We start from the raw sequence: 22662 nt of genomic DNA, 5'->3' as shown, positions 1-22662 counted from the left end.
AGTTCCTGTTATACGCCGAGTCCACAGCACTGAGAGGCGATAGCATGACTATGAAACAACTTCATGATCAGTTAGATAACTTGTTAAAGCTGAATGGATACCCTGTGTTTGGTGGTTATGAAGACTTTTTAAGGAAAGATGCTGATAAACACGCTGAAAGAGAGTATGAGTCATATATAGAGATAAAAAAACTGGAACATATAGGTGTTAAAGTTGATTTGGAATTGTTCTATATTGGTAATTATGATGAATACAAAGAGCAAACCAACAAGATAAGCATAAAAGAAATAGGCGAATCAATAGAGAAAAAATATTTAGAAGAATTGCCTACTCAAGAAGACACTCAATTTAATGAATCTTTGAAAATAGCTTTAAACTACAATCCAAAAAATTAAATTTCAATACCACTTTGAAAAATGCTTAGCTTTTTATTTGCCTGATGTAAACATGTATATAGTTACCAAAATAAACATAACTACATTAGTAGATGAAAGTAATTTACGATGCTGCCACGGATGCAATAAACAAGGAAAAGCATGGCGTTCCCTTTACCCTACGACTAACTAGGGTGATTTGCTAATAGTTTGGCGATAGAATCTGAGAAGAACAATAAAACGAACAGATATTTTTTTGGAACAGACACTTAAATGGCGCAGTTAGAGAATATTGAAGCAATAGAGAAACGTCTTTGGGGCAGTGCAGATAACCTACGCGCAAACAGCAACTACGCCAGCAATGAATACTTCATGCCCGTCATGGGGCTTATTTTTCTTCGTCATGCCTATAGCCGCTATCTGGCCGTAAAGCCGCAAATCGAGGCCACGTTGCCTTCCCGTGGCGGCGTTACCCGCCCGCTGACGAAGGAAGATTTCTCCAGCAAGGGTGCCATCTTCCTTCAGGAAAAAGCGCAATTCGATTCCTTGGTAAACCTCACCGATGCCGATGATAGAGCGCAAGCCGTCATCGACGCGATGGAAGCCATCGAGGCCGACTACGAAACCCTGAAAGGCATCCTGCCCAAAAGCGAATACCAAGAGCTGGATAACGACGTTCTGGGCAATCTGCTACGCACCTTCAATGACTCTGCACTCAAGAAAGCCACGGGCGACATCTTTGGTCGCATTTACGAATACTTCCTGACCCAGTTTGCCAACCAGAGCGCCCATGACGGCGGCGAATTTTTTACGCCCGTTTCACTGGTGCAGATGATCGTGAATTTCATCGAGCCCGATCATGGCTCAGTGATTGACCCCGCTTGCGGCTCTGGCGGCATGTTTGTGCAAAGCGCGCACTTCATCGAGAAGATGCACAAAAACCCGTAAGACGTTGCCACTTTTTATGGCGCAGAGAAAAACCCGACCACTATCCGACTGGCCAAGATGAACCTGGCTGTACATGGTTTAGAGGGCAAAATCCAGAAAGCCATTTCCTACTACGAAGACCCGCACGACTTTCTTGGTAAAGCCAATTTTGTGATGGCCAATCCACCGTTCAACGTCGATGACGTAGACGCGGAGAAAATCAAGAACGACCCACGCTTGCCTTTTGGCTTGCCCAGTGTGAACAAGAAAGGCGCGGTTTCCAACGGTAACTATCTCTGGATTTCATACTTCTACAGCTACCTGAACAAGGAAGGCCGCGCTGGTTTTGTTATGTCCTCACAGGCTTCCAGTGCCGGAGGGCAAGAAGCCGAAGTGCGCCGCAAACTGGTGGAAAGCGGACACGTCGAAGGCATGATCGCCATCCGCTCCAACTTCTTTTATACCCGCTCGGTGCCGTGCGAGCTGTGGTTTCTGAACAAGGACAAGCCCGCAGGCATGAAAGACAAAGTGCTGATGCTGGATGCGCGCAATGTCTACCGCAAGGTCACGCGCAAGATTTACGACTTCTCGCCGGAACAACTGGCCAACCTGACCTCCATCGTCTGGCTCTATCGTGGGCAAAAAGAGCGCTTCTTGGCACTGGTGGAAAGCTACCTCACACGTACACTTGAGGATGCCAAAGCCGCCAAACCCGCGATGGATGCCTTCATTGCATCGTTCGACAAACTGGCGGGCAAACTGGAACAGGTTGAAGAAGAAACCAGTAAGGCCTTTGAGCTATTAGCCAGTGACATCAAAACCTTCGAAAATGCCATTGAGGCTGAAAACAGAGACTGGGAGAAAGCCCCGCGCGACAATGCGGGTTTATTGAACGCCGCTAAAAAACTGGAGCCTTTGGCGGAAACCAGCCGCGACCTGATTAAACAAATCGATCAGCTTTACAAGTTCATCGAAAAACAAGCCAAACAAAGCGCCGAAAAAGGTCTGAACAAACTCATCAAAGATTTCGACGACGAGCGCAAAACCGCCGTCGAGCAGTTAAAGCAGGTGCGCTATATCTTCAAGCAAGCGCACTGGCTGCAAGAACGCTTCCCCGATGCCGCGCTGCGCGATGTCGAAGGTTTGGTCAAGCTGGTGGATATTGCCGAGATCAAAGCCAATGACTGGAGCTTAACCCCCGGTCGCTATGTCGGCGTCGCGCCGGAGGAAGAGAATGAAGATTTCGACTTTGAGGAAACGCTGCGCGATATTCATATTGAACTGAAAGGATTGAACGAAGAAGCCGCCTTGCTCGCCGCCCAAATCCAAAAGAATTTTGAGGAGTTGGATGTATGAATAATATGAAGAAACTAGGAGAGTTTATTACCACTAGAAAGGGATATGCATTTAAAAGCAAATGGTTTACCGATTACGGTGTACCAGTGGTAAAAGCCACAAATTTTACAGACGATTCAATCGATATTAGTTCTACTCAGTTCGTATCTGAAGATATAGCTAGACAATACAAAGAATGGAAAATACGAACGGGTAACGTCGTTGTTCAAACGGTTGGTTCTTGGCCAAGCAGTGCAGCATCCGTGGTTGGTAAGTGTATAAGAGTTCCAGAAGAAGCGAATGGTGCACTACTTAACCAAAACACAGTTATTCTCAATTGCAAGAGAGGGTTATATGAAGACTACCTCTATTATTCATTAAGGGATAGACGTTTCAGCACATTTATTGAGAACAGAGCCAGAGGTTCGGCTAATCAGGCATCAATAACTTTAGATGATATTAGAGAATTTGAAATATTTTCTCACGATGACAAACATCAGTTAGAGATTGGTCGTGTTTTACGCAAATACGACGACCTCATCGAAAACAACAAGCGGCGGATTGAATTGCTGGAGGAATCGGCGCGGCAGCTTTACAAAGAATGGTTTGTGCGCTTCCGCTTTCCTGGCCATGAGCACGTCAAAATCATTGACGGCGTTCCGGAGGAGTGGACAAAAGGCTCTGTAGGAGACATTGCATCCATTTTTTCTGGATACGCATTCAAGAGCAAAGACTGGCTTGACCAGGGGAATCCGGTGATAAAAATAAAAAATATTACTGAGAAAAATACGGTTGATATTAGTGATTGCCAATGTGTAGACGACAATGTTGCAGAGAAAGCAATCAAGTTTAAATTACTGGCTGAAGATATGCTGATCGCCATGACTGGCGCTACAGTTGGAAAAGTAGGGTTGCTACCATCTTCCGATCGAACGTTCTACTTGAATCAACGAGTCGGAAAATTTGTATCAAAATTGGAAAGAAGCGCAACCCCTCTATTGTTGCCCTTCTTCAATTCAGAGAAAGCACAAGCATCAATAGCAAATCTCGCAGGGGGTGCCGCTCAGCCAAATATTAGCGCAAAGCAAATCGAGTCAATCGAGTTACCAATACCCCCTAAGTCGATTCTGGATACATACCTCGATGAAATAGATTCGTCGTTTGAATTGAGATCCAACTTGGTAGATCAAAATCTAAGGCTTACGCAAGCACGAGACCTTCTTCTCCCCAAGCTCATGAGCGGGGAGATTGCCGTCTGATGGCTCCTCTCAACGAAGATACGCTGGTTCAGGCAACGACCGCAGACTATCTGGAAGCACAGCTTGGCTGGGACAGTATCTATGCCTACAACAATGAAACCTTTGGTGCCGAGGGCACGCTCGGGCGTCAGTCCGACAAAGAAATTGTTCTGATCCGCTATCTGGGCGAAGCGCTAGTTAAACTGAATCCCAACCTGCCCGCTGCCGCGTATCAGGATGCGCTGCGCCAGATTACCGAAGCGCCCGTCACCGAAAACACACTGCAAATCAATTTTGAGCAGTACGAGCTGGTTAAAAACGGCGTGCTGGTGCAGTTCCGCAATACTAGGAACGAGCTGGAGAAAAAGCGCCTCAAGGTTTTTGATTTTGAAAACCCCGAAAATAATCATTTTCTTTGTGTGCGTGAGCTGTGGGTGCGCGGCGATATTTACCGCCGCCGCGCCGACATTGTTGGTTTTGTGAATGGTCTTCCCTTGATGTTTATCGAGTGCAAAACCATTCATAAAGACATCCGCCATGCCTTTGAAAAGAATTTCGCCGACTACAAAGACACCATCCCGCATTTGTTCCACCACAACGCCTTTGTGATTTTGGGCAATGGCGTGGATGCGAAAATCGGCTCCCTCTCCAGCAAATTTGAGCATTTCAATGACTGGAAGCGCTTGGCCGAGGAAGAAGCTGGCGTGGTGGATATGGAAACCTTGCTCAAAGGTGTTTGTAACAAGCGCAACTTCCTTGATCTGTTTGAAAACTTTATCCTGTTTGACGAAAGCAAGGGCAAGCTGGCCAAGATCGTTGCACGAAACCACCAGTTCTTGGGCGTCAATCGTGCTATCGAAGCGGTAAAGACCCGTAAAGAACGAAATGGAAAACTGGGTGTTTTCTGGCACACGCAAGGATCGGGCAAGTCTTATTCCATTGCTTATTTCGCCCGCAAGATACACCGCAAAATCGGCGGCAATTTCACCTTTCTGATCTGCACCGACCGGGATGACTTGGATAAGCAGATTTACAACACCTTTGCAGGTTGCGGCCTTGTCGATAACGATCAAGACCCATGCCGCGCGGGATCGGGCGATCATTTGCAGGCGCTTTTGAACCAGCATAAATCCTATGTCTTTACGCTGGTGCAGAAATTCAATAAAGATGTTGACCCGAACAAGCCTTACTCCGGCCGTGAGGACATCATCGTTATCACTGATGAAGCGCACCGCACCCAATATGGGCGCTTGTCACTGAACCTGCGCAATGCGTTGCCCAATGCCAGCTATATCGGCTTTACCGGAACACCGCTATTCAAGGATGACGAAATTACCCGCCGCGTGTTTGGCGCGTATGTTTCGACCTATGATTTCCAGCGTGCTGTGGAGGATCATGCCACCGTTCCGCTTTATTATGACGCGCGCGGAGAAAAGCTGGGCATTGCTACCAATGAACTGAACGAGAAAATCGCGGCGAAACTGGAAGAAATCGAAATTGACGATCAGGACGTGGCCGAGCGCTTGGAGCGGGAATTAAAGCGCGATTATCACATCATCACCGCGCAAAGCCGATTGGAACAGATTGCCGAAGATTTTGTGGAGCACTACAGTACCGGCTGGGAAAACGGCAAAGCCATGCTGGTATGCATCGACAAGATTACCTGCGTCCGTATTCACGCTATCATTTTGGAAACATGGCAGGCCAAAATCGTCGAACTGGAAAAGCAGATTGCAAAACTCCCCGACGAACAATCCGTCATGGACATGGAGCGCAAACTGGCTTGGATGGGCGAAACCATCATGGCCGTGGTCGTGAGTGAAGAGCAAGGCGAAGTCGATAAATTCCGCAAATGGAAGCAGGACATTACCCCGCACCGCAGGCTCATTAAAGAAGGCTTCGAAACGCCAGATGGCAAACGTCTTGACGTGGAAAGCGCTTTCAAGAAAGAAGACCATCCTTTCCGTGTAGCGATTGTTTGCGCCATGTGGCTGACAGGCTTTGACGTACCCGCCATGTCCACGCTGTATTTGGACAAGCCGCTCAAGGCACACACGCTGATGCAGGCTATTGCTCGTGCCAACCGCGTGGCCGAGGGCAAGAACAACGGTTTGATCGTCGATTACTGCGGCATTCTGAAGAATCTACGCAAAGCGCTCGCGACATTTGCTGGCCATACCGGCGGTGACGATACCATGGGCGACCCGCCACCAGAGCTTGACCCGGTAAGGCCGGAAGAGGAATTGCTGGCCGATCTTGAGGAAGCCATTGAAGCAGTTCGGGCATTTTTGGATGCCAAAAGTTTTCGGCTTGAAGAGGTGCTGGAGAAAACAGGGTTTGAACGTAACAAGGCCATCGTGGAAGCCAAAGAAGCCGTCAACCAGAACGACGAAACACGCAAGCGTTTCGAAATTATCTGCCGCGAAGTCTTCAAGAAATTCAAGGCTTGCCTGACCATCAAGGCTATCAACAACTACCGCACCGCCTGCGATGCGATCAATATCATCTATAAAAGCTTGCAGGAAGATGTGGAGAAAGCCGACATCTCCGACATTATGCGTGAGTTACACGCCATTATCGAAGAAAGCATCGAGCCCGTCAGTGGCGTGAAGGAACCGACGAGACTCTACGACATCAGCAAAATTGACTTTGAACGTCTCAGAAAGGAATTTGAGCGCTCGCCTGCTAAAAACACGACCGTGCAGAGCCTGAAAGAGGTCATCGAGAAAAAACTGCTCAGGATGTTGATGCAAAATCCGGCGCGTACCAATTTTCAAAAGCACTACGAAGAGATCGTCGAGGAATATAACAGCGAGAAAGACCGCGTAACTATCGAGGCCACGTTTGAAGCTTTGCTCAAGCTGGTAGATGCGCTTAGCGAAGAAGAGCAACGCGCTGTGAAGGAAGGCCTCTCAGAAGAATCTCTGGCGCTGTTTGACTTGCTACTGAAACCCAACCTTTCAAAGCAGGAAATTGACCGGATTAAAAAAGTTGCGGAAGGCCTATATAAGACGCTAAACGCGGAAATAGCACGGATTCAGGATTTTTCTGCCAAGCAAAGTACACGGGATGAAATCAAAATAAAAATTAAGGATTTCTTATGGGATGAGAAAACAGGTCTTCCAGAGAGCTTTGAGCCTGATGAAGTTGACGAAAAGACTGAAGCTGTTTTCAAGCATTTACTGGTTTTACAGCGAAGTGGCATGCACATTCACAACCAACCGTAAGATTTTTAAATTTTCCCGTAAAGGCGGCGAACCCGCACATTAGAAAATAAGGTCCCGTGTTTAATGTGTTAACCGGATTTCCTTACACCAGCCTCACACGAGACCCACAAACAAAAAAACACTTAGGATTTTATTCTCTAAGTGTTTGTTCTATTGGTGGCCAAGGGCGGAATCGAACCACCGACACAAGGATTTTCAGTCCTCTGCTCTACCGACTGAGCTACTTGGCCATTTGGAAAGCGGCAGTAAACGAACAGATCCATTTACTGGCAGTTGTAATAGATATTCGATGAAATGAATGGCGCGCCCGGCAGGATTCGAACCCACGACCCCTTGGTTCGTAGCCAAGTACTCTATCCAACTGAGCTACGGGCGCTTTGTACAATCTAATTACTTCCAGCTTGTTTAAGCAACCGGGAGATTATATCAGATTGAAGCAATCACGGGATTCGAACTTATGTTTTTGCTGCTGTATTCGATGCCTTCAAACTGTAATCGGCCAAGCCGATTTTCTATCAATCATCACAATTACTTTTTGCGGGGGCGATGATCGTGTATTTGGCCGGTCTTGTCAAGATTAAACTGCATCTGGGCGCAATTTCCGCTACATATCTTCTTCCGGTTCCGGGTCTTCTTTGCATGGCGCTTGCGCTGCCGGTACAGCATTTGCTGCACCCTTCACGCTGCCGGAAATTTTCGGTGTTTTACAATTCACATCGGCATTCTGCGCGCGATGCCGCAAGGCGTGATCCATCAAAACCAGCGCCAGCATGGCTTCGACAATCGGCGTGGCGCGGATGCCAACGCAGGGATCGTGCCGTCCATGCGTTTCGACGATAACCGGGGTGCCATTTTTATCAATTGAATGCCGCCCGAGGCGGATGCTGGACGTCGGTTTGATGGCGACATGCGCGACGATATCCTGTCCGGTGGAAATACCGCCCAGAATGCCGCCTGCGTTATTACTCAGGAAACCATCCGGCGTCATTTCGTCGGAATGCTCTGTGCCTTTCTGCGTCACGCTGGCGAATCCAGCGCCGATTTCCACACCTTTCACCGCGTTGATATTCATCATGGCGTAAGCGATTTCAGCATCGAGCCGGTCATAGACCGGTTCACCCCAGCCGACCGGCACGCCCTGCGCCACTACGCTAATTTTTGCACCGACCGAATCGCCGGATTTGCGCAATTGATCCATGAATGTCTCCAGTTGTTCGGTATAGCTGCTGTCAGCGACGAAAAACGGGTTTTGCTGGACATCGTCCCATTGCTTAAAAGGAATCTGCACGGGACCTAGTTGCGCCATATAGCCGCGAATGACAATGCCATATTTTTCATGCAGCCATTTCTTCGCAATCGCTCCGGCCGCAACCCGGACCGCCGTTTCCCGCGCCGATGCGCGTCCGCCGCCACGGTAATCGCGGATGCCGTATTTTTGCCAGTAGGTGTAATCCGCATGGCCGGGACGGAACGTGTCCATGATTTTGCTGTAATCCTTGCTGCGCTGATCTTCATTGCGGATCAGCAAAGCAATCGGGGTGCCGGTGGTTTGCCCTTCAAACACGCCGGACAGGATTTCCACGGTATCGGACTCGCGCCGTTGCGTAACATGGCGCGACGTGCCGGGTTTGCGCCGGTCCAGTTCGAGTTGAATCTCTTCGGTGCTAATGGCTAACCCCGGCGGACAGCCGTCAACAATGCAGCCGATTGCGGGACCGTGCGATTCGCCAAACGAAGTGACGGTAAAAAGCGTACCAAGTGTATTGCCAGACATATGATGCTATTTGGGTATTAAAAAAAGATTGTGCGAGTCTATCATACGTACCCCTGCTTTTTGGCAATTTGCTCATCGCCTAACGGCGGCAACCATCAGTCACAAACTTGAGGCGCATCAACAATGAAATGCCATCATCATGCTATACCTGCGCTAAAATGCGGTTATTGTCCGGCACAGGCGAGTTTTGAGCCATTTTCATATCATTAGAACCAGGAGTTTGCATGAATACACCCCAAGTGAAAGAGTTTCTTATCAGTTTGCAGGACAGCATCGTCAAAGGGATAGAGCAGGTCGATGGCAAGCCATTCAAGCGCGATCAATGGGATCGTCCGGAAGGCGGAGGCGGCATGAGCAGCGTGATCGAAGAAGGCAACGTGCTGGAGCGCGGCGGCGTTAATTTCTCCCATGTATATGGTGCGGGACTGCCCGCATCGGCTACCGCGGCTCGCCCGGAACTGGCCGGGCGTTCGTTTGAGGCGATGGGCGTCTCGCTGGTGCTGCATCCGCGCAATCCATACGCGCCGACAGTGCACATGAACGTGCGTTTTTTCGAGGCGCACAAAGAAGGCGCCGACCCTGTGTGGTGGTTCGGCGGCGGTATGGATCTGACGCCGTATTACGGCTACGCGGAAGATGCGGTTCATTTTCATCAAACGTGCAAAGACGCATTGCAACCGTTCGGCGACAATACCTATCCGCGCCTGAAAAAATGGTGCGATGATTATTTCTTCCTGAAACACCGCAAAGAGCCGCGCGGGATCGGCGGTGTTTTCTTTGACGACTTAAATCAGCCGGATTTCGATACCTGTTTCAAACTCACGCGCAACGTCGGCGAAAACTTTCTCAACGCGTACCGCCCTATTCTGGAACGCCGCAAGGACACGCCGTACGGCGAACGCGAGCGCGATTTTCAGGCGTACCGGCGCGGGCGTTATGTGGAATTCAACCTGGTATGGGATCGCGGCACGTTGTTCGGCTTGCAAACAGGCGGACGCACTGAATCCATCCTGATGTCATTGCCACCGATCGTAAAATGGCGCTACGACTGGAAACCGACAGCCGATACCCCGGAAGGCAAACTGTATACAGACTTTCTAATCGGAAAAGACTGGGTGTAAACCGCCTGTGAACAAGTTATCGCTCAATAATCAGATTTTGCTCGGCGCGCTTTTGGGCGTTCTGTTCGGTTTATGGTTTTCGATGCTGGGGCAGGAATCCGAGATCAGTCAAGGTGGGCTATATGTCGCAAAACTGACTGGCACCTTGTTTACCGATTTATTGCGCATGGTGCTGATACCGCTGGTTTTCACGTCGATTGTGGTCGGTGTCGCGAATCTGCGCTCGCATCAGCAAATGAATCGTGTCTGGCAAGTCACGCTGATTTTCTTTATGTCGACCATGGCGTGTGCGGTCGTGCTCGGATTAACGGCTGCCAATATTTTCCGGCCAGGCAGCGAATTGCAGATCGCGATGTTTCAGGATGCAATGCAGGATTTTCAGGCCACTCAGATGTCGCTGCCGGAATTCTTCGCGCATTTCCTGCATTCATTGTTCCAAAACCCAATTGCCGCCCTAGCGCAAGGTAACGTGCTGGCGGTGGTGATATTTGCTTTATTGCTGGGCATCGCACTGGTCATAGGCGGTGAACGCTACCGCAATATCCTGACCTTGATGCAGGAATTCCTGGAATTGATCATGATGCTGGTGGGCTGGATCATGCGGCTGGCGCCATTCGGTATTATGGCATTGGTGCTGCAGCTGGTGGCCACGCAAGATACTGGTCTATTAACCGTCATGATCAAGTTTGTGGCGGTTGTGTTAGGCACCACGCTGTTGCACGGTGTGGTCGTGCTGCCATTAATCCTTTACCTGATGACCGGCGTCACACCGTATAAATTCTGGCTGGGTGGGCGTGAAGCATTGATCACTGCACTTGCCACCAGCTCGAGTGCAGCAACATTACCCGTTACGTTGCGCTGCGCCGAGCAGCACTTGCATGTCAAACGCGATGTCGCGGGATTTGTCATCCCGCTGGGCGCCACCGTCAACATGGATGGCACGGCGCTGTACGAAGCGATTGCCGCTTTGTTTATCGCCAATCTGGTGGGGGTTGAACTCAGTTTGATGCAACAGATGATCGTATTCGTCACCGCGATGCTGGCAGCGATGGGTGCGCCGGGCATCCCCAGCGCCGGCATGGTAACGATGGTGATGGTACTGCAATCGGTTGGTTTGCCGGCCGAAGCCATTGCCATATTGCTACCGATTGACCGGATACTCGATACTTTCCGCACCATGGTGAATGTAGAGGGCGATCTGGTGGGAAGTCTGGTGGTACAGCACTGGATCAAACGCGACAGTTCCAGCACATAAATTTTTCCGGTTTCTATCTTTACATCAAATCGATATCGCGAAAGCGCTGCTGTATTTCCAGCACTTTCGCGGCATTATTGATCAATGCTTCGACGCAATCCTGGTCCAGCTTGGAATTGGACATTTGCCGCAACATGCCGAACGCTTTTTCATTACTCCACGGTGCTTTATATGACCGCCGTGAGGTCAGTGCATCGAAGACATCGGCTACCGCGCTGATGCGGGCTTCGATCGGAATCTCCTCGCCTTTCAAACCATTCGGATAACCGCTGCCGTCGACCGCTTCATGATGAAACTCGGCGATATTGCGCAATATATTGGTGTGACCAAAAGCGCCCAAACCAAAATCTTCCAGCACGGAATCGATGATCTCGCGCCCCTTCGCCGGATGCGTTTTCATGATATCGAATTCCGCTTCGTTCAGCCTGCTGGGTTTGCGCAGGATATTATCCGGAATACCAATTTTGCCGACATCATGCATCGGTGAAAACAAAAAAATATGTTCGATCTGTTCATCGGAAATACCATAACTCGGCGCCAGTTCGCGCGCGATCAGGCGAGCGTAGTGCGCGGTCCGGTCGATGTGCGAACCGGTTTCAAGATCGCGGTAATGCGTCATGCTGCGCGCCGCACGCACGGCGGCAAGTAAGGTGCGTATGGCGGAAAGCTCATTGATCACCATCAACGCAATCAAATGGCCGTAAATATCGATCTGGCGCAGCGCTTTTGGTTCAAAGGGATGTTCTTGCAGCGAATTAAAGAACAAAAAACCGACAAAAGCGCCGCTTTGGTACAGCGGCATGGTATAGCTGGATTTATAACCTGTGGCGGCTACCCGTTTGGTGTGTTCGTGCGTGCCTTTGGAAAAAAGATTCAGATCCTGCACCAAGCGCGGACGGCGGTGTTCGATGATGGCGCGCAACGATGGCGCGGCATTGAGCGGCGCTTCGTAGGTGGTCACCGGACTATCGTTGCCTTCGGTACTGTGCGTATACGTTTTGAGCATTTCCGTTTTTTCGTCGAACAATGCGATCGCCAAACGGTCGACAAAGGGAAAATCCTGGCGGATGATTTGATGCAGAAAACGCAATTTCTCGGTTAACGGGAAATTCTCATGCAAATTCGCCAGCGTATCCTGGTGGATAAACAAATCTTCTTCGGATTGCATAAACTTCTCCCAGAGAATGGTGAAGGCAATAACCATGCTGCTGCCGCCCTGAGTTTTCGAGACAGGCGGCTAGGCTATCTATTCCCGCGCTATTTTAAACGATTTAGCGTGAACTCGTAGCGCTGGTTTTTTTCATTGAATTGATGAAATTGGAAGAAATTTTCCGTATCTCATCTTGCGATTGTTATGTGGCAATTTGCCGCGCGACAATATGCCACATTCCAAAAAGAAATCATTCTTCCTACAATTTGCTTAACGTGGTTACTCCGAATCAGGTAAGTATCGATAGCCGCGGCGAGAATAGCACATTAATTACATTATCCGCAGGAGGATGACAAGCGCATCGTAACAACATGCGCCGGCATAAACCCTATGAAAACACCTAAACGACTAGAGCCATTGATTGAAGAAGGTTTGATTGACAGCGTGATTTGCCAGCTCATGAGCGGTAAAGAAGCGATGATTTATATGGTGCGCAGTGGTGAACAAATCCGCTGCGCCAAAGTATACAAAGAAAGCAACAAGTGCAATTTCCATCAACGCGCCTGCTACACCGAAGGACGCAAAGTTAAAAACAGCCGCCGCGCCCGTGCGATAGAGAACGGCAGCCATTATGGCCGTAGTGCGCGCGAAGAATCCTGGCAAAGCACCGAAGTCGACATGCTCTGCCGTTTGGGAATGGCGGGTATTCGCGTACCGAAATTCTATAACTTTTTCTCCGGCGTGCTCTTGATGGAGCTGGTTACCGATGCGGGCGGAAATGTAGCACCGCGATTGAATGATCTGATACTGACACCGAAACAAGCGCGCACCTATCACAAAATTTTAATCGAGCAAATTGTCACCATGCTGTGCTCCGGAATCGTGCACGGCGACTTGTCGCCATACAATGTACTGGTCGATAGCCAAGGTCCGGTAATCATTGACCTGCCCCAGGCCGTTAATGCAGCCAGTAATTTCCAAGCGCGCCATATGATCAAACGCGACATCGATAACCTGACGACATTTTTGAGCCGCTTTGCACCGGAATTAGCACAATCCGACTATGCGGCGGAAATATGGTCATACTATCAACGCGGAAAGTTACCTCAGGCGCGCCTAACCGGAACCGTTAAACAACAAAACAAACCTGTTAACGTTGGCAATGTCCTGCAAATTATTGATACCGCCATCAAAAAAGAAATTGCCTGGCAGCGGCATAAACAAACCCGATGGAACAATCATTTGTCACAATGTTAAATTAAATTCTCCTAATTTAAAAAGACTTCAATCAATGTTCATTGACCTGCCCGTGTTTGCTTGTGCTATAATCCCGCTCCTGACGCGGGGTGGAGCAGTCTGGCAGCTCGTCGGGCTCATAACCCGAAGGTCGTAGGTTCAAATCCTGCCCCCGCAACCAAATAAAACAAGCACTTAGCGAATAAAATCCTAAGTGCTTTTTTGTTTTTCGGATTCATGTAGCCACCATGTAGGAAATTCGCTTTGAAAATTGAACTTGCCGTGAATGGTACGTTAATGAGAGATTTAGAGTTAAACCACAATCTGCTTGAGTTAGGCGGCGTATTTGTGGAAGAAACGTTAACCGCGCCTCTATACCGGCTTTGGTCTATTAACGATCAGCACCCCGCAATGCAGCGCTGCTCAAGCGGCGAGCAAATATCCTTGGAAATATGGGATATAGACTCATCCAACATCGGTGAATTGTTAAGCCGTGAACCGGCTGGGCTCTCTGTTGGAAAAATTCTCTTGGCTGATAATCGGGAAGTATTAGGAATCCTCGGGGAATCTTATCTGTGCGAAGGAAAGCAGGAAATAACCCATTTCGGAGGATGGCGGGAATACAAGGGATTGCGTTAAATCCTGCCAATAAAAAAGCCTAGGGGATACCTAGGCTAGCTTGAGAATACGCCGATCAGTTATGCCGCTGCGGGTCTGTTCAAGCATTGTTCCAGTGACTTAATCATTGCGCCGTAATTTTCGTGTTCGGGTCTGATCATAAAAATATCTGGCATTTGATAAACCGCTTCAATTTTCAGGTAACGATCTGTTTCGATCTGATAAAGCAAAAATAGTGTCGCTTGCACTTCGAGCAATTTTTCCGCTGACAAGGTAACGCCATGCTCTTTTAATGCTGTGTCCAAGCGGTTAACTTGGCTAAACCACAAATCGGGTATAGTGTGCGTTAATACTCTGCGAGCGGTTTCACTATCAAACGCTCGATCATCTCCTAGAGTTTCAATTGAAACCAGTTTCACACCCTGGTTTCCGTCAATCCGCCATGATTTAGTTTGCGTTAAATCAAGGTTTCGCTTGCGCCATTCAATCGCGCTTTGTAAGGAATCACAAGGCATCCCGCGCTTTTTCAGCCTATTGCACATTTGCGGACTAATACCTAATTTTTCCGCTAATTCTGAAGTTTTCATGTGTTGTGTCCTATCTATACAGAAACCCATTTCAGATTTTAGGTTTCTAGTGCGCAAGTGGGGGCCGAATTACCCTCCTGGCCTCTTTTTGTGGAAGTACCTTTTTATTCATGCCATTCGATCTGGGTAAACTTTTCTATAAACTCATGACCTGTTCCAGTCCAAGTTTCGGTCTCTTTATGCTCTTCATTATTAATGGTTACTAGGCATATATGATCTTGAATGAAGTCAACTGATGAGATTTTCCATATTACACCCCCATGTTTCTTTGTATACCTATCTCTTGATGAAATATCTAATTTACTAGGCCATTCTTTTTTCTCGTTATTCATGATTTGAATCTCCTATTTTAATTAATCATTCAGGCTTTCCAATTAGAGCCAGACTTTCTCTTGATATTACTCATTACTAACATTAAGCAATTGTTTGTACACGGTCAGTCACGCATAAGATCATTATTCGCCTTCAATTCTTCAACGGCAAGTGCATATCACTCTCATCCGGTTGCGGTTGCTCTTGGTGCCTACATGGCTGGTGTAATCGTGGGTACAGTAATTCCATTCATCCCATGAAATTAATTGATTCAGCGTAACCGGGCACTGTCTACACAGCCCCGGCCTTTCCTAGTTCACCCGCTTTGCTTTTCTTGCGTTGTTCAGATAATTAATCCAAGAGTTGCTATCTCTTTTGAGAGCCGTTATCAATGTTTCCCTGTCGCTCTCGTTGGCCATGCCCAATTGTGTCGCCAAATATTCCGATATTTCTCTTTGTTCTGCTCGAAGGTTTATAACTCCCATATTTGCTACTCCTGTTTTAAAGTTAAAAGAATTTGCGGATTGGTTTAGATTTATCTGGTAGTTAGCGTCTCCTTTTATTCAAATGACTCATCATGATAAAGTTGTTCATTCAAATCCCCGCGCGCGTGTTTAAGGAAATATTCCAATGTTTCAGGATCATTCCGGCATTTGCTCAATACAATATGATGATCCTCTGGCGGCTCTCCAACGCGGTGAAGCCATGCTTGTATCATTTCGATTTGTAGCGATTGAATATCAGAATTTTTTTTATTTTCTTCTGAAACAGAACTGACAAAACTGACAGAAGGTAATCCCGATTCTTTTGATGAATCTGGCGGATCATTAAATTTTTTTTCACTTTTTCTTGAATTTGAACTGACAAAGCTGACAGAAGCACCTTTTGGCGGTTTTGTCAGTTCACTTTCAGGGGAATTATGAAAATTTTCATTTTCGATTTGTTTCAATCTGGAAAGATAACCGCTCATGATTGCACCCAATGTAATAATGTTGCCGGTCTTCCCTCGGTGAAGGTATCAACTTTTGCAAGGTGGTTGTAATCCAACAAAACATTAATGGCGGCTTCAGCTTTCTTTGGTGTGTCGATACCAGCCCAGCACTTCCGGTAAATATCTCGAACCGTGAACGGGCTATTTAGTTTGCCTTTCTTCAGTTTCGTTAAAACTGATTTTGCAGCATCAATGCCGGGCTGAGTTCCGTAGCTGTATACCCGCCGCGCGTGTGATTCCAGATACTCGCAATAGGCTAAGGCGCGTAGCAATGACGATTCCGATACGCTCTTTTCCTCGCTGTCACACAAGTGATTGATTAACGCCAATGCGGGAACCAGCTTTCGATACTTTGACAGGTGCGACACTATGGCCGGATGATCCTCATCGGATCGTAACCGCTTTTCGAGATTGCACAGCCACTCAATAAATACTTCTTGTGCGCTATCATCAAAATGAAGGTATGGTGTCTTGCAGTATTCGCCAATGGTGGCTATTGCCTGAACATCAAGGTCGTGAAGCTTTCTAACAAGATCATTCACGGTGTCCCTTGCCTGCTTATCCGGGAATCTGTCAATGTATTCATACTTTGATGATATATCCAGGTAAACCATCAGCCCAAAGCGTTGCAGCAAGCCATCAGCTCCCGCGCCGCCGGATAGTGCTTCTCTCACGTATTCACCCAATACGCCCGGCTGTATTCCGCCAATAATCGATAAACAAGCGGATTCGATATGCAAATTAGTACCACGCATGATCCTGTCGATTGTGTAGGATTGATTGCCATCCGCTGCCGTTAAATAAAAAGCTCGCGCGCCTTCCTGCCCTTGCTTATCAAGGCTTTTAAGCAATCCAATAAGCTCATCGGCCTCGAATAAAATCCCGTTGGGATTCTCAATCATTAATTGACCAAGTGCTTCCGCCGTTGCGTCATTGGTGATGAACCGAGGCGCTGTTTCTACTTCTTGCGAATTATCTGAGTCATTTTTCAAATACTCTGAAATATCCGCCGCCGGATCATTTTTCAGCATCCTCTTTGCTTGTGACTTCTTGGCAGCTTGTCGAAGCTTCGATTCTTCCCCTGAATTTATCAATTGGGTGTTGCGTTGATGGATTTCTTGCGCAATCTCGATTTGCAATTGCTTTAGTGGTTTCATAACTTCGCTACGATTTGGCGATTTCATAACACCGGAGCCGCCGATTACCGCGCCCCAAAGATTCGGAACAATTACCCAGTTATCACGCCTCTTTGGTCTTATCGCAATTTTGCAGCCGATTACAGAACTAAACATTAAGTAGGTATTCACAGCCGCAAAATCGGGCGGGCATTGCATCCGCTCTGAAATATCTTCAACATAACCGCGAATGCTTGCCGGTAAAAAACAGTAATCGAACGATTTCACTTCCGGCAATTCGGGTAACGGTTCTGGTGTCAGTGCATTAGGCTCAATGGGAGCAATCGCGGCTTCGGCTTTTTCTCGCAAACTCATTTTGCGCCCTCCAAATACGTCAAACCATCGTTGAGGCGCAAAATAATTTCAGCGATAAAGTCCCTGTCATCACTTGATAGCGCATTCAGCTTTTTCAGATTGTTCGCAATCACCAGTATCCTGATTAGATCGGCATGCAAAACATTGAGCAGTTGCCACGCTGAAAAACCGCTGCGGCTTAGTTTTTCGTACTTTGGATTATCGGTAGGTGGGAATAGGCTGGCCGGATCGATACCCAGTGCATTACAAATATCAACGCCACCGGCTCCGCAGCCGAAACAGTGCACCAAGATAATTCCATCAGGTTTTTGCGTTACGGCAAGGCTCGGTGTTCGATCCTGGTGAACAACGCAACAAGCAATGTAACGCCCTTCACCAGTTCGTTTAACTTTCGATAATCTGCTAATAATTTGATGCAAATTGCTGCTATCGTGCTGCAATGTGTTAAAATTCATCCCGCAAAACTCCAAAGCTTGTTTGTTGTGTCAAAAGCGCCCGGCCTATACCGGGCGTTTTACTTTTTAACCCAGGCCGTTGTCTAGACGGAATTTCTCAACTGCTTCGCGTGCTTCGGTCTCGCTAATTTCGGGAAGTAGTTGATGGATGAATGTCGAAAAAAATGTTGCCGCCTGGTATGTGAATTGCCCGCCAGCGCCGGTGTTTGCAACCATCGCGGCCAGTAAATTCTGGCGAAGCGTTTTATCTGCTTTGATCTTGGCAATCGAAGCATTTCGTTGTTCTGCGCAAAATTCGCGCTGCGCTGCTGCCGTTGCCAGTTCCGCTTGTAGAATCTGCTGATCAATTTCCCGGATCGCTTCAGCGGCTAAACTGGCCAAGCGTTCGGCTTCCGATAGTTCTAAGCGTTTCGCTTCAATCTCATTTCGTGATGCGGTTACCTGTGCCAGATTGGCTTCATCAGATAGATACCTTTTTTCCAGTATCGAATGCGCTTGTTCTAATCCAGAAAGTTTTGAAGTGATGCTGGCTACTAGACTTTCGCAATCGCGCTTTTTTTGATCGAACTTGCCGCGGCGTGTGAGCAATTCGGCGTGTGCGGCTTTAGCGGCTGTCATGGTTAAGTTACTCATAAACACACCTCCATGCCCAGCACTTTTTTGATTTCCTTCACCGGCCAGGCTAATCTGTTGTTGATTCTGATCGGGCGAATCAATCCGTTTTCCTTCATCGCCCAGATTCTGAGCGTTTGAGGTCTGCGGTTAAGGTAAAAGGCGGCCTGTTCGGTTGGTACTGCGGCCAGTGTGATTTTTTCGATTGATTGAAACTTGTCTGATGCTGTCTGCATTTTTCACCTCATGTTTGTATTGAGGCGCGCAGTGTGTGGGATTAAAAATCAGGTTGCATCATTGCGTGCGTAAACATGCGTAAACGTCATTTAGCGTTCGCAATTGACTCTTTGCGACGCCTTAAGCGCCCAGCTAATGCATCCCTGCTTAATTCTGCGTGGTCATCATCGTCATTCGTGTCACACAACGCCCCGTTGTTGATTGTTCCATTGAATGGTGGGTGCTCATCTAACGCCAATTGCTTCAATTGCAAATAAACATCTGCTGTATTTGAATTGCCAGCCATTTCAATCGCCTTATCTATTGCCGGGTCAAGGCAATTTCGTCTATTTCTTCCTGTTTTTGTGTTCTCTCGTTTGGTGGTTTGTGGCTCCAATTGCTTGGAAAATTTGTTGTCTTTGATGTAATCAATTAAATCTTGCGTAGGTATCACAGCTTCATCGATATTAGCTTCCAATGTGGCAAATTTAATCTTTCCTGCGTTTTCTGGATCGGAAGTATATGCGCCATAAAAATAACCCGGCTGAATTCTTGGCAGATTCTCGCAACCGCCACCGTAATATGGATGGGCCGCTTTATAGTCAGAATTTATTACCGCTTCAATAATTTCGATAGGAATAATATGGACAATTCCGCCTCTCAGATTAATTGATTCAGGAGGTATTTTTATAAGCGCATTTTTAAGCTTGAAAAGAAAGGCGCTAGCGCGTATTGGTTCAGGGTGTTTGTATTGAAATTCAGCAACATTGCCTTCGAATAGCACACATAACTTAATATCGCCACGAGCAGCCAATTCTAGCAAAGCAAGCTTACTTACTTTACGATTGATTTTGTCGCTTAGAAATTTCTTGGCTTGCTTGATGGTTAAGTAATTACTCAAATTATCCATGAGCACTCCTTTAAATGCCCTTCATAAAGTACCACCCCCGGCGGTGAAGGTCTCCGCTATTCGCCCCGTCGGGCTAGGGGTGGTGTGACACTTAAACCCTACTTGGTTGTTCCATTCGCTGCCAATAATTCAGTAGCTTCGTGAATCGCCATAATTGCCGTATCAAGCGCGGCTGATAGTGAACCCCTGCAAAGGTTTTCTGTGGCGGATTCACTGGAAATTTCCAGTGTGTATATAACATCTAATATCCCATGCGCACGCTCAAGTAAAAGGGTGGCTTTGTTATATGAGTCGCCATTTATTTCTACGATTTCTTTTTTAGTGCTGTTAGAATTTTCATCAGCCATGATATGACACTCCTTTAAAGTGTTGTGTTGTGGTTAGGGGTTCCAGGTGCGTCAACACTTGATAACCCCGCTAGTTGCCTGAATTCCGTCAGGCGGCGGTGTTGCTCTGTTTATGATCGATGTACTGACAATTTCAAACCGGCTGCGTTAATTACAGCTAACAGGGTTTTTATTGTTGGGTTCCCTCTTTTCGATAATGCGCGGTATAGGCTTTCTCTCGGTATCCCTGCGCGTTCCGCTACGGTGGCCATGCCTTGCGCTTCCGCGATATGCCGCAATGCTGCCAATAAAGCCTCACGTCCGCCGGGTCGATTAACCTCATCCAATGCAGCTGATAGATATTCATCCGCAAATGCCGGGTCTTCTCGCAGCAATTCAATTACAGCATCATCATGTGGCCGTGATGATTTATTCATGCTTTATTTTTCCTTTTCCAGTCATTCCAGTATTCAAGAGCGGTTTCAATATCCGTCTGCTGTCTTCGTTTATCGCCACCCGCCAAAATAATGATTAGCTTTTCCCCGGCTCTTGCGTAATAGACTCGATAACCAGCGCCATGATCTATGCGTAATTCCCAAACGCCTTCGGTAATCGGCTTGCAGTCTCCAAGGTTACCGGCTGCCATTCGCTGTATTCTCAATAAAATACGTGCCCTTGCTTGCCGGTCTTTCAGATTACCAATCCATTCTTTAAAAGGATCGCGCCCGTCATCTGTCAGGTAATCAAAGATTTTAAATGTCATGTGAATTATACGTTACAAGCGGACAAATATGAATGCTATTTAACTGCATGCAATCCTGCCTGTGTTGGTGCAAAATTAATCCCAGCTTCTTGCAATATCCAAGCCTCATACTTCCCATGCCATACTGCCAGCAATTCAAGGGGGCGGTTAATGTAATGCCGTTCAGCGGTTGCGCTGGGTGCGTGTCCCATGATTTGCGCCACGATTCCGCGCGGCATTTCTACCCACTCAGCAAGACTGGCAAAAGTGCGGCGTAATCCGTGCAAAGTTACAGGCGGCAATCCGGCAATGGATAGGGCTCGATTATGTGGAATGCGTGGCTCTGCTATTCGGCCATTTGCTGCGGATACGCTACTGAACACCCATTGATTCCGGCGTGGTAAAGCGGCCAATAAGCTGGCCAGATAGGGTGTTAATGGAATCTTCCGGCCTTCTTCGTGTACTTTATCTTTTACCCAAATACTATTCCATTGAAAATCTAAATCCTGCCAAGTCAGGCTTGCCATTTCTTCGCGGCGTGCACCAGTCAATAATAAAGCTTGAAGATATGTGCTAATAACAGGATTAAGCGCTCTAACGGCCGCAAACCATGCGCGCATGTGCGAGCGTTGCAATACGTCAAATTGTTTGCTTTTCCGGCTTGGGACTTCATCGCGTAAATCTTTGCTTTCTACGGCTTGCGGGTCGATAACTGCGCTATATTCCGGGCGTAATACACACCATCGCCAAAATGCACGGAACATTTCAAAGCCTTGGCGGGCGTTATTTGCTCGTGTTTCTGCTTCTTTCCTTTGCCATTCCTTCAACGTATTGGCGTTAATATCGGTCATGCGCATTTGTAATAGCGGATATAGTACGCCTTGCGTTGTCACACCGCCGCCGCGTTTCTTAGGCTCACCCCCGGCTTGTGATAGATTCTCATGGTCTTTTAAATGACGCTCTCCCCAGCGTTTGCCACGTTCAATGTGAGCATGGTTCATTTTGTCTTTTTGATAAGCAAGGTAAGCTTGCCATGCATCACTAACCAACGCTTCTTTGCTTTTTGCTAAGGTTTGAGCGGCTTCAGCTTTTGCGCGTTGTTCGGCTGCTTGTTGACGTGGGTCTATGCCTTGATCGATTAATACTTTTAACCGTGCGGCTTCAGTTTGTGCTTTGCCAAGCGGCCATGCTTGAATGCTTCCAATAGTGATTCTTACGGTTTTGCCATGTAGCTTTGCTTCAAAAATATAACTCTTTGCACCTGATCTGGTAACGCGCAAGCCTAAGCCTGGTGTTTTTGCATCTGAAAAAATAGTTTGTTCTTTCCCTTCATCGCACTGAAAACAGGCAATAGAACGGGCTGTAAAATTCTCACGTCTCATTTTTCATGTAGCCACCATGTAGCTTTTTTATGTCAATATTGAAGAATTACAATCAACACAAATCATAACATGAAATTAATAAGTATCAGTATTAATTATAAATATTATAATATCCGAATCTTAATCAACACTAATAAATATCATATTGTTCGGGCTCATAACCCGAGGGTCGTAGGTTCAAATCCTGCCCCCGCAACCAAATAAATCAAGCACTTAGAGAATAAAACCCTAAGTGCTTTTTTGTTTTATAAGTACGATGAAAGCTGATGCAAGCGTTTATGCCTTGCATCCATAGCAAACAAACTCACCGCTCCCTGTTGCGCTCCGGTCAAAAAACACTATCGCACTTACACTCATTGAATGAGAGGAGCATTGATTTTACTT

At 47.4% G+C, this 22662-nt stretch carries 21 protein-coding genes, 3 tRNA genes and 1 pseudogene; 9 read left to right on the top strand and 16 right to left on the bottom strand.

Annotated features, from left to right (window positions below; all coding sequences use genetic code 11):
- The 4 genes and pseudogenes from DU481_RS07800 to DU481_RS07785 all read left to right on the top strand — a co-directional run.
- A partial coding sequence (locus DU481_RS07800; protein WP_350133619.1) for a virulence RhuM family protein occupies nt 1-395 on the top strand: 395 nt, incomplete at its 5' end.
- Nucleotides 396-647: 252 nt separating this feature from the next.
- Nucleotides 648-2657, top strand: a pseudogene (locus DU481_RS07795) (N-6 DNA methylase).
- Nucleotides 2654-3895 (top strand): restriction endonuclease subunit S, encoded by a 1242-nt coding sequence (locus DU481_RS07790; protein ID WP_350133618.1) that lies wholly within the window; start codon nt 2654-2656, stop codon nt 3893-3895. Before DU481_RS07795 ends, DU481_RS07790 begins: the two are co-directional and overlap by 4 nt.
- Nucleotides 3895-7101 (top strand): type I restriction endonuclease subunit R, encoded by a 3207-nt coding sequence (locus DU481_RS07785; RefSeq protein WP_350133617.1) that lies wholly within the window; start codon nt 3895-3897, stop codon nt 7099-7101. Before DU481_RS07790 ends, DU481_RS07785 begins: the two co-directional genes overlap by 1 nt.
- Before the next feature lie 154 nt (nt 7102-7255).
- Here DU481_RS07785 and DU481_RS07780 read toward each other — a convergent pair.
- From DU481_RS07780 to aroC, 3 genes are all read right to left on the bottom strand, one after another.
- Nucleotides 7256-7331, bottom strand: a tRNA-Phe gene (locus tag DU481_RS07780).
- Nucleotides 7332-7400: 69 nt separating this feature from the next.
- Nucleotides 7401-7477, bottom strand: a tRNA-Arg gene (locus tag DU481_RS07775).
- A gap of 228 nt (nt 7478-7705) precedes the next feature.
- Nucleotides 7706-8875: a chorismate synthase gene (gene aroC, locus DU481_RS07770; protein ID WP_350133616.1), complete on the bottom strand. Its 1170-nt coding sequence runs from the start codon at nt 8873-8875 to the stop codon at nt 7706-7708.
- 224 nt (nt 8876-9099) lie between these two features.
- On the opposite strand from aroC, the gene hemF reads away from it, so the two are divergent.
- Both hemF and DU481_RS07760 read left to right on the top strand, forming a co-directional pair.
- Nucleotides 9100-9996 carry an oxygen-dependent coproporphyrinogen oxidase gene (gene hemF / locus DU481_RS07765; RefSeq protein ID WP_350133615.1) on the top strand — a complete coding sequence of 299 codons (897 nt, stop codon included), beginning with the start codon at nt 9100-9102 and terminating at the stop codon, nt 9994-9996.
- A gap of 7 nt (nt 9997-10003) precedes the next feature.
- Nucleotides 10004-11251, top strand: a complete 1248-nt coding sequence (locus DU481_RS07760; RefSeq protein ID WP_350133614.1) for a dicarboxylate/amino acid:cation symporter — start codon at nt 10004-10006, stop codon at nt 11249-11251.
- Between the two features lie 19 nt (nt 11252-11270).
- Here the strand turns inward: DU481_RS07760 and DU481_RS07755 are convergent, their stop codons facing one another.
- The gene (locus DU481_RS07755) at nt 11271-12419 is read right to left on the bottom strand and encodes an HD domain-containing phosphohydrolase (RefSeq protein ID WP_350133613.1); all 1149 of its coding nucleotides are present in this window, start codon (nt 12417-12419) and stop codon (nt 11271-11273) included.
- 372 nt (nt 12420-12791) lie between these two features.
- On the opposite strand from DU481_RS07755, the gene DU481_RS07750 reads away from it, so the two are divergent.
- The 3 genes from DU481_RS07750 to DU481_RS07740 all read left to right on the top strand — a co-directional run bounded on the left by DU481_RS07750 (nt 12792) and on the right by DU481_RS07740 (nt 14276).
- Nucleotides 12792-13658, top strand: a complete 867-nt coding sequence (locus tag DU481_RS07750) for a PA4780 family RIO1-like protein kinase (RefSeq protein WP_090320769.1) — start codon at nt 12792-12794, stop codon at nt 13656-13658.
- A gap of 83 nt (nt 13659-13741) precedes the next feature.
- A tRNA-Met gene (locus DU481_RS07745) sits at nt 13742-13818 on the top strand.
- Between the two features lie 83 nt (nt 13819-13901).
- Complete coding sequence (locus DU481_RS07740; RefSeq protein WP_350133612.1) at nt 13902-14276, top strand: allophanate hydrolase-related protein; 375 nt, start codon at nt 13902-13904, stop codon at nt 14274-14276.
- A gap of 59 nt (nt 14277-14335) precedes the next feature.
- Here DU481_RS07740 and DU481_RS07735 read toward each other — a convergent pair whose 3' ends face one another.
- The 12 genes from DU481_RS07735 to DU481_RS07680 form a co-directional block, all read right to left on the bottom strand.
- Nucleotides 14336-14842, bottom strand: coding sequence for a hypothetical protein (locus tag DU481_RS07735; protein WP_350133611.1), 507 nt, complete (start codon nt 14840-14842; stop codon nt 14336-14338).
- 104 nt (nt 14843-14946) lie between these two features.
- Complete coding sequence (locus tag DU481_RS07730) at nt 14947-15174, bottom strand: hypothetical protein (protein WP_350133610.1); 228 nt, start codon at nt 15172-15174, stop codon at nt 14947-14949.
- A gap of 539 nt (nt 15175-15713) precedes the next feature.
- Nucleotides 15714-16124 carry a hypothetical protein gene (locus DU481_RS07725; protein WP_350133609.1) on the bottom strand — a complete coding sequence of 137 codons (411 nt, stop codon included), beginning with the start codon at nt 16122-16124 and terminating at the stop codon, nt 15714-15716.
- Nucleotides 16121-17635, bottom strand: a complete 1515-nt coding sequence (locus DU481_RS07720) for a YfjI family protein (RefSeq protein WP_350133608.1) — start codon at nt 17633-17635, stop codon at nt 16121-16123. Before DU481_RS07720 ends, DU481_RS07725 begins: the two co-directional genes overlap by 4 nt.
- Entirely contained in the window at nt 17632-18090 is a 459-nt protein-coding gene (locus tag DU481_RS07715; RefSeq protein WP_350133607.1) for a CHC2 zinc finger domain-containing protein, read from the bottom strand. The genes DU481_RS07720 and DU481_RS07715 overlap by 4 nt, the downstream gene beginning before the upstream one ends.
- A 66-nt stretch (nt 18091-18156) precedes the next feature.
- Nucleotides 18157-18723 (bottom strand): hypothetical protein, encoded by a 567-nt coding sequence (locus DU481_RS07710; protein WP_350133606.1) that lies wholly within the window; start codon nt 18721-18723, stop codon nt 18157-18159.
- A complete protein-coding gene (locus DU481_RS07705; RefSeq protein WP_350133605.1) occupies nt 18720-18938 on the bottom strand; it encodes a DNA-binding protein in 219 nt (72 codons plus the stop codon). The genes DU481_RS07710 and DU481_RS07705 overlap by 4 nt, the downstream gene beginning before the upstream one ends.
- Nucleotides 18939-19024: 86 nt before the next feature.
- A complete protein-coding gene (locus DU481_RS07700) occupies nt 19025-19828 on the bottom strand; it encodes a hypothetical protein (protein WP_350133604.1) in 804 nt (267 codons plus the stop codon).
- Between the two features lie 98 nt (nt 19829-19926).
- Complete coding sequence (locus tag DU481_RS07695) at nt 19927-20175, bottom strand: hypothetical protein (RefSeq protein ID WP_350133603.1); 249 nt, start codon at nt 20173-20175, stop codon at nt 19927-19929.
- Nucleotides 20176-20285: 110 nt separating this feature from the next.
- Nucleotides 20286-20591 carry an addiction module antidote protein gene (locus tag DU481_RS07690; protein WP_350133602.1) on the bottom strand — a complete coding sequence of 102 codons (306 nt, stop codon included), beginning with the start codon at nt 20589-20591 and terminating at the stop codon, nt 20286-20288.
- Nucleotides 20588-20917 (bottom strand): type II toxin-antitoxin system RelE/ParE family toxin, encoded by a 330-nt coding sequence (locus DU481_RS07685; protein ID WP_350133601.1) that lies wholly within the window; start codon nt 20915-20917, stop codon nt 20588-20590. Before DU481_RS07685 ends, DU481_RS07690 begins: the two co-directional genes overlap by 4 nt.
- A 35-nt stretch (nt 20918-20952) precedes the next feature.
- Nucleotides 20953-22278 (bottom strand): tyrosine-type recombinase/integrase, encoded by a 1326-nt coding sequence (locus DU481_RS07680; RefSeq protein ID WP_350133600.1) that lies wholly within the window; start codon nt 22276-22278, stop codon nt 20953-20955.
- Between the last annotated feature and the right edge of the window lie 384 nt (nt 22279-22662).

This window comes from Nitrosomonas sp., from assembly GCF_040240425.1.
Taxonomy (GTDB): domain Bacteria; phylum Pseudomonadota; class Gammaproteobacteria; order Burkholderiales; family Nitrosomonadaceae; genus Nitrosomonas.
The sequence above is the reverse complement of the archived record's forward strand: the minus strand, read 5'-3'. Positions and strand labels throughout refer to the sequence as shown.

Excerpts from the sequence above, each read along its gene's own strand:
- DU481_RS07790 (WP_350133618.1), top strand. The coding sequence starts at position 2,654 with ATGAATAATATGAAGAAACTAGGAGAGTTTATTACCACTAGAAAGGGA.
- DU481_RS07785 (WP_350133617.1), top strand. The coding sequence starts at position 3,895 with ATGGCTCCTCTCAACGAAGATACGCTGGTTCAGGCAACGACCGCAGAC.
- aroC (WP_350133616.1), bottom strand. The coding sequence starts at position 8,875 with ATGTCTGGCAATACACTTGGTACGCTTTTTACCGTCACTTCGTTTGGC.
- hemF (WP_350133615.1), top strand. The coding sequence starts at position 9,100 with ATGAATACACCCCAAGTGAAAGAGTTTCTTATCAGTTTGCAGGACAGC.
- DU481_RS07755 (WP_350133613.1), bottom strand. The coding sequence starts at position 12,419 with ATGCAATCCGAAGAAGATTTGTTTATCCACCAGGATACGCTGGCGAAT.
- DU481_RS07750 (WP_090320769.1), top strand. The coding sequence starts at position 12,792 with ATGAAAACACCTAAACGACTAGAGCCATTGATTGAAGAAGGTTTGATT.
- DU481_RS07735 (WP_350133611.1), bottom strand. The coding sequence starts at position 14,842 with ATGAAAACTTCAGAATTAGCGGAAAAATTAGGTATTAGTCCGCAAATG.
- DU481_RS07730 (WP_350133610.1), bottom strand. The coding sequence starts at position 15,174 with ATGAATAACGAGAAAAAAGAATGGCCTAGTAAATTAGATATTTCATCA.
- DU481_RS07725 (WP_350133609.1), bottom strand. The coding sequence starts at position 16,124 with ATGAGCGGTTATCTTTCCAGATTGAAACAAATCGAAAATGAAAATTTT.
- DU481_RS07720 (WP_350133608.1), bottom strand. The coding sequence starts at position 17,635 with ATGAGTTTGCGAGAAAAAGCCGAAGCCGCGATTGCTCCCATTGAGCCT.
- DU481_RS07715 (WP_350133607.1), bottom strand. The coding sequence starts at position 18,090 with ATGAATTTTAACACATTGCAGCACGATAGCAGCAATTTGCATCAAATT.
- DU481_RS07710 (WP_350133606.1), bottom strand. The coding sequence starts at position 18,723 with ATGAGTAACTTAACCATGACAGCCGCTAAAGCCGCACACGCCGAATTG.
- DU481_RS07705 (WP_350133605.1), bottom strand. The coding sequence starts at position 18,938 with ATGCAGACAGCATCAGACAAGTTTCAATCAATCGAAAAAATCACACTG.
- DU481_RS07700 (WP_350133604.1), bottom strand. The coding sequence starts at position 19,828 with ATGGATAATTTGAGTAATTACTTAACCATCAAGCAAGCCAAGAAATTT.
- DU481_RS07695 (WP_350133603.1), bottom strand. The coding sequence starts at position 20,175 with ATGGCTGATGAAAATTCTAACAGCACTAAAAAAGAAATCGTAGAAATA.
- DU481_RS07690 (WP_350133602.1), bottom strand. The coding sequence starts at position 20,591 with ATGAATAAATCATCACGGCCACATGATGATGCTGTAATTGAATTGCTG.
- DU481_RS07685 (WP_350133601.1), bottom strand. The coding sequence starts at position 20,917 with ATGACATTTAAAATCTTTGATTACCTGACAGATGACGGGCGCGATCCT.
- DU481_RS07680 (WP_350133600.1), bottom strand. The coding sequence starts at position 22,278 with ATGAGACGTGAGAATTTTACAGCCCGTTCTATTGCCTGTTTTCAGTGC.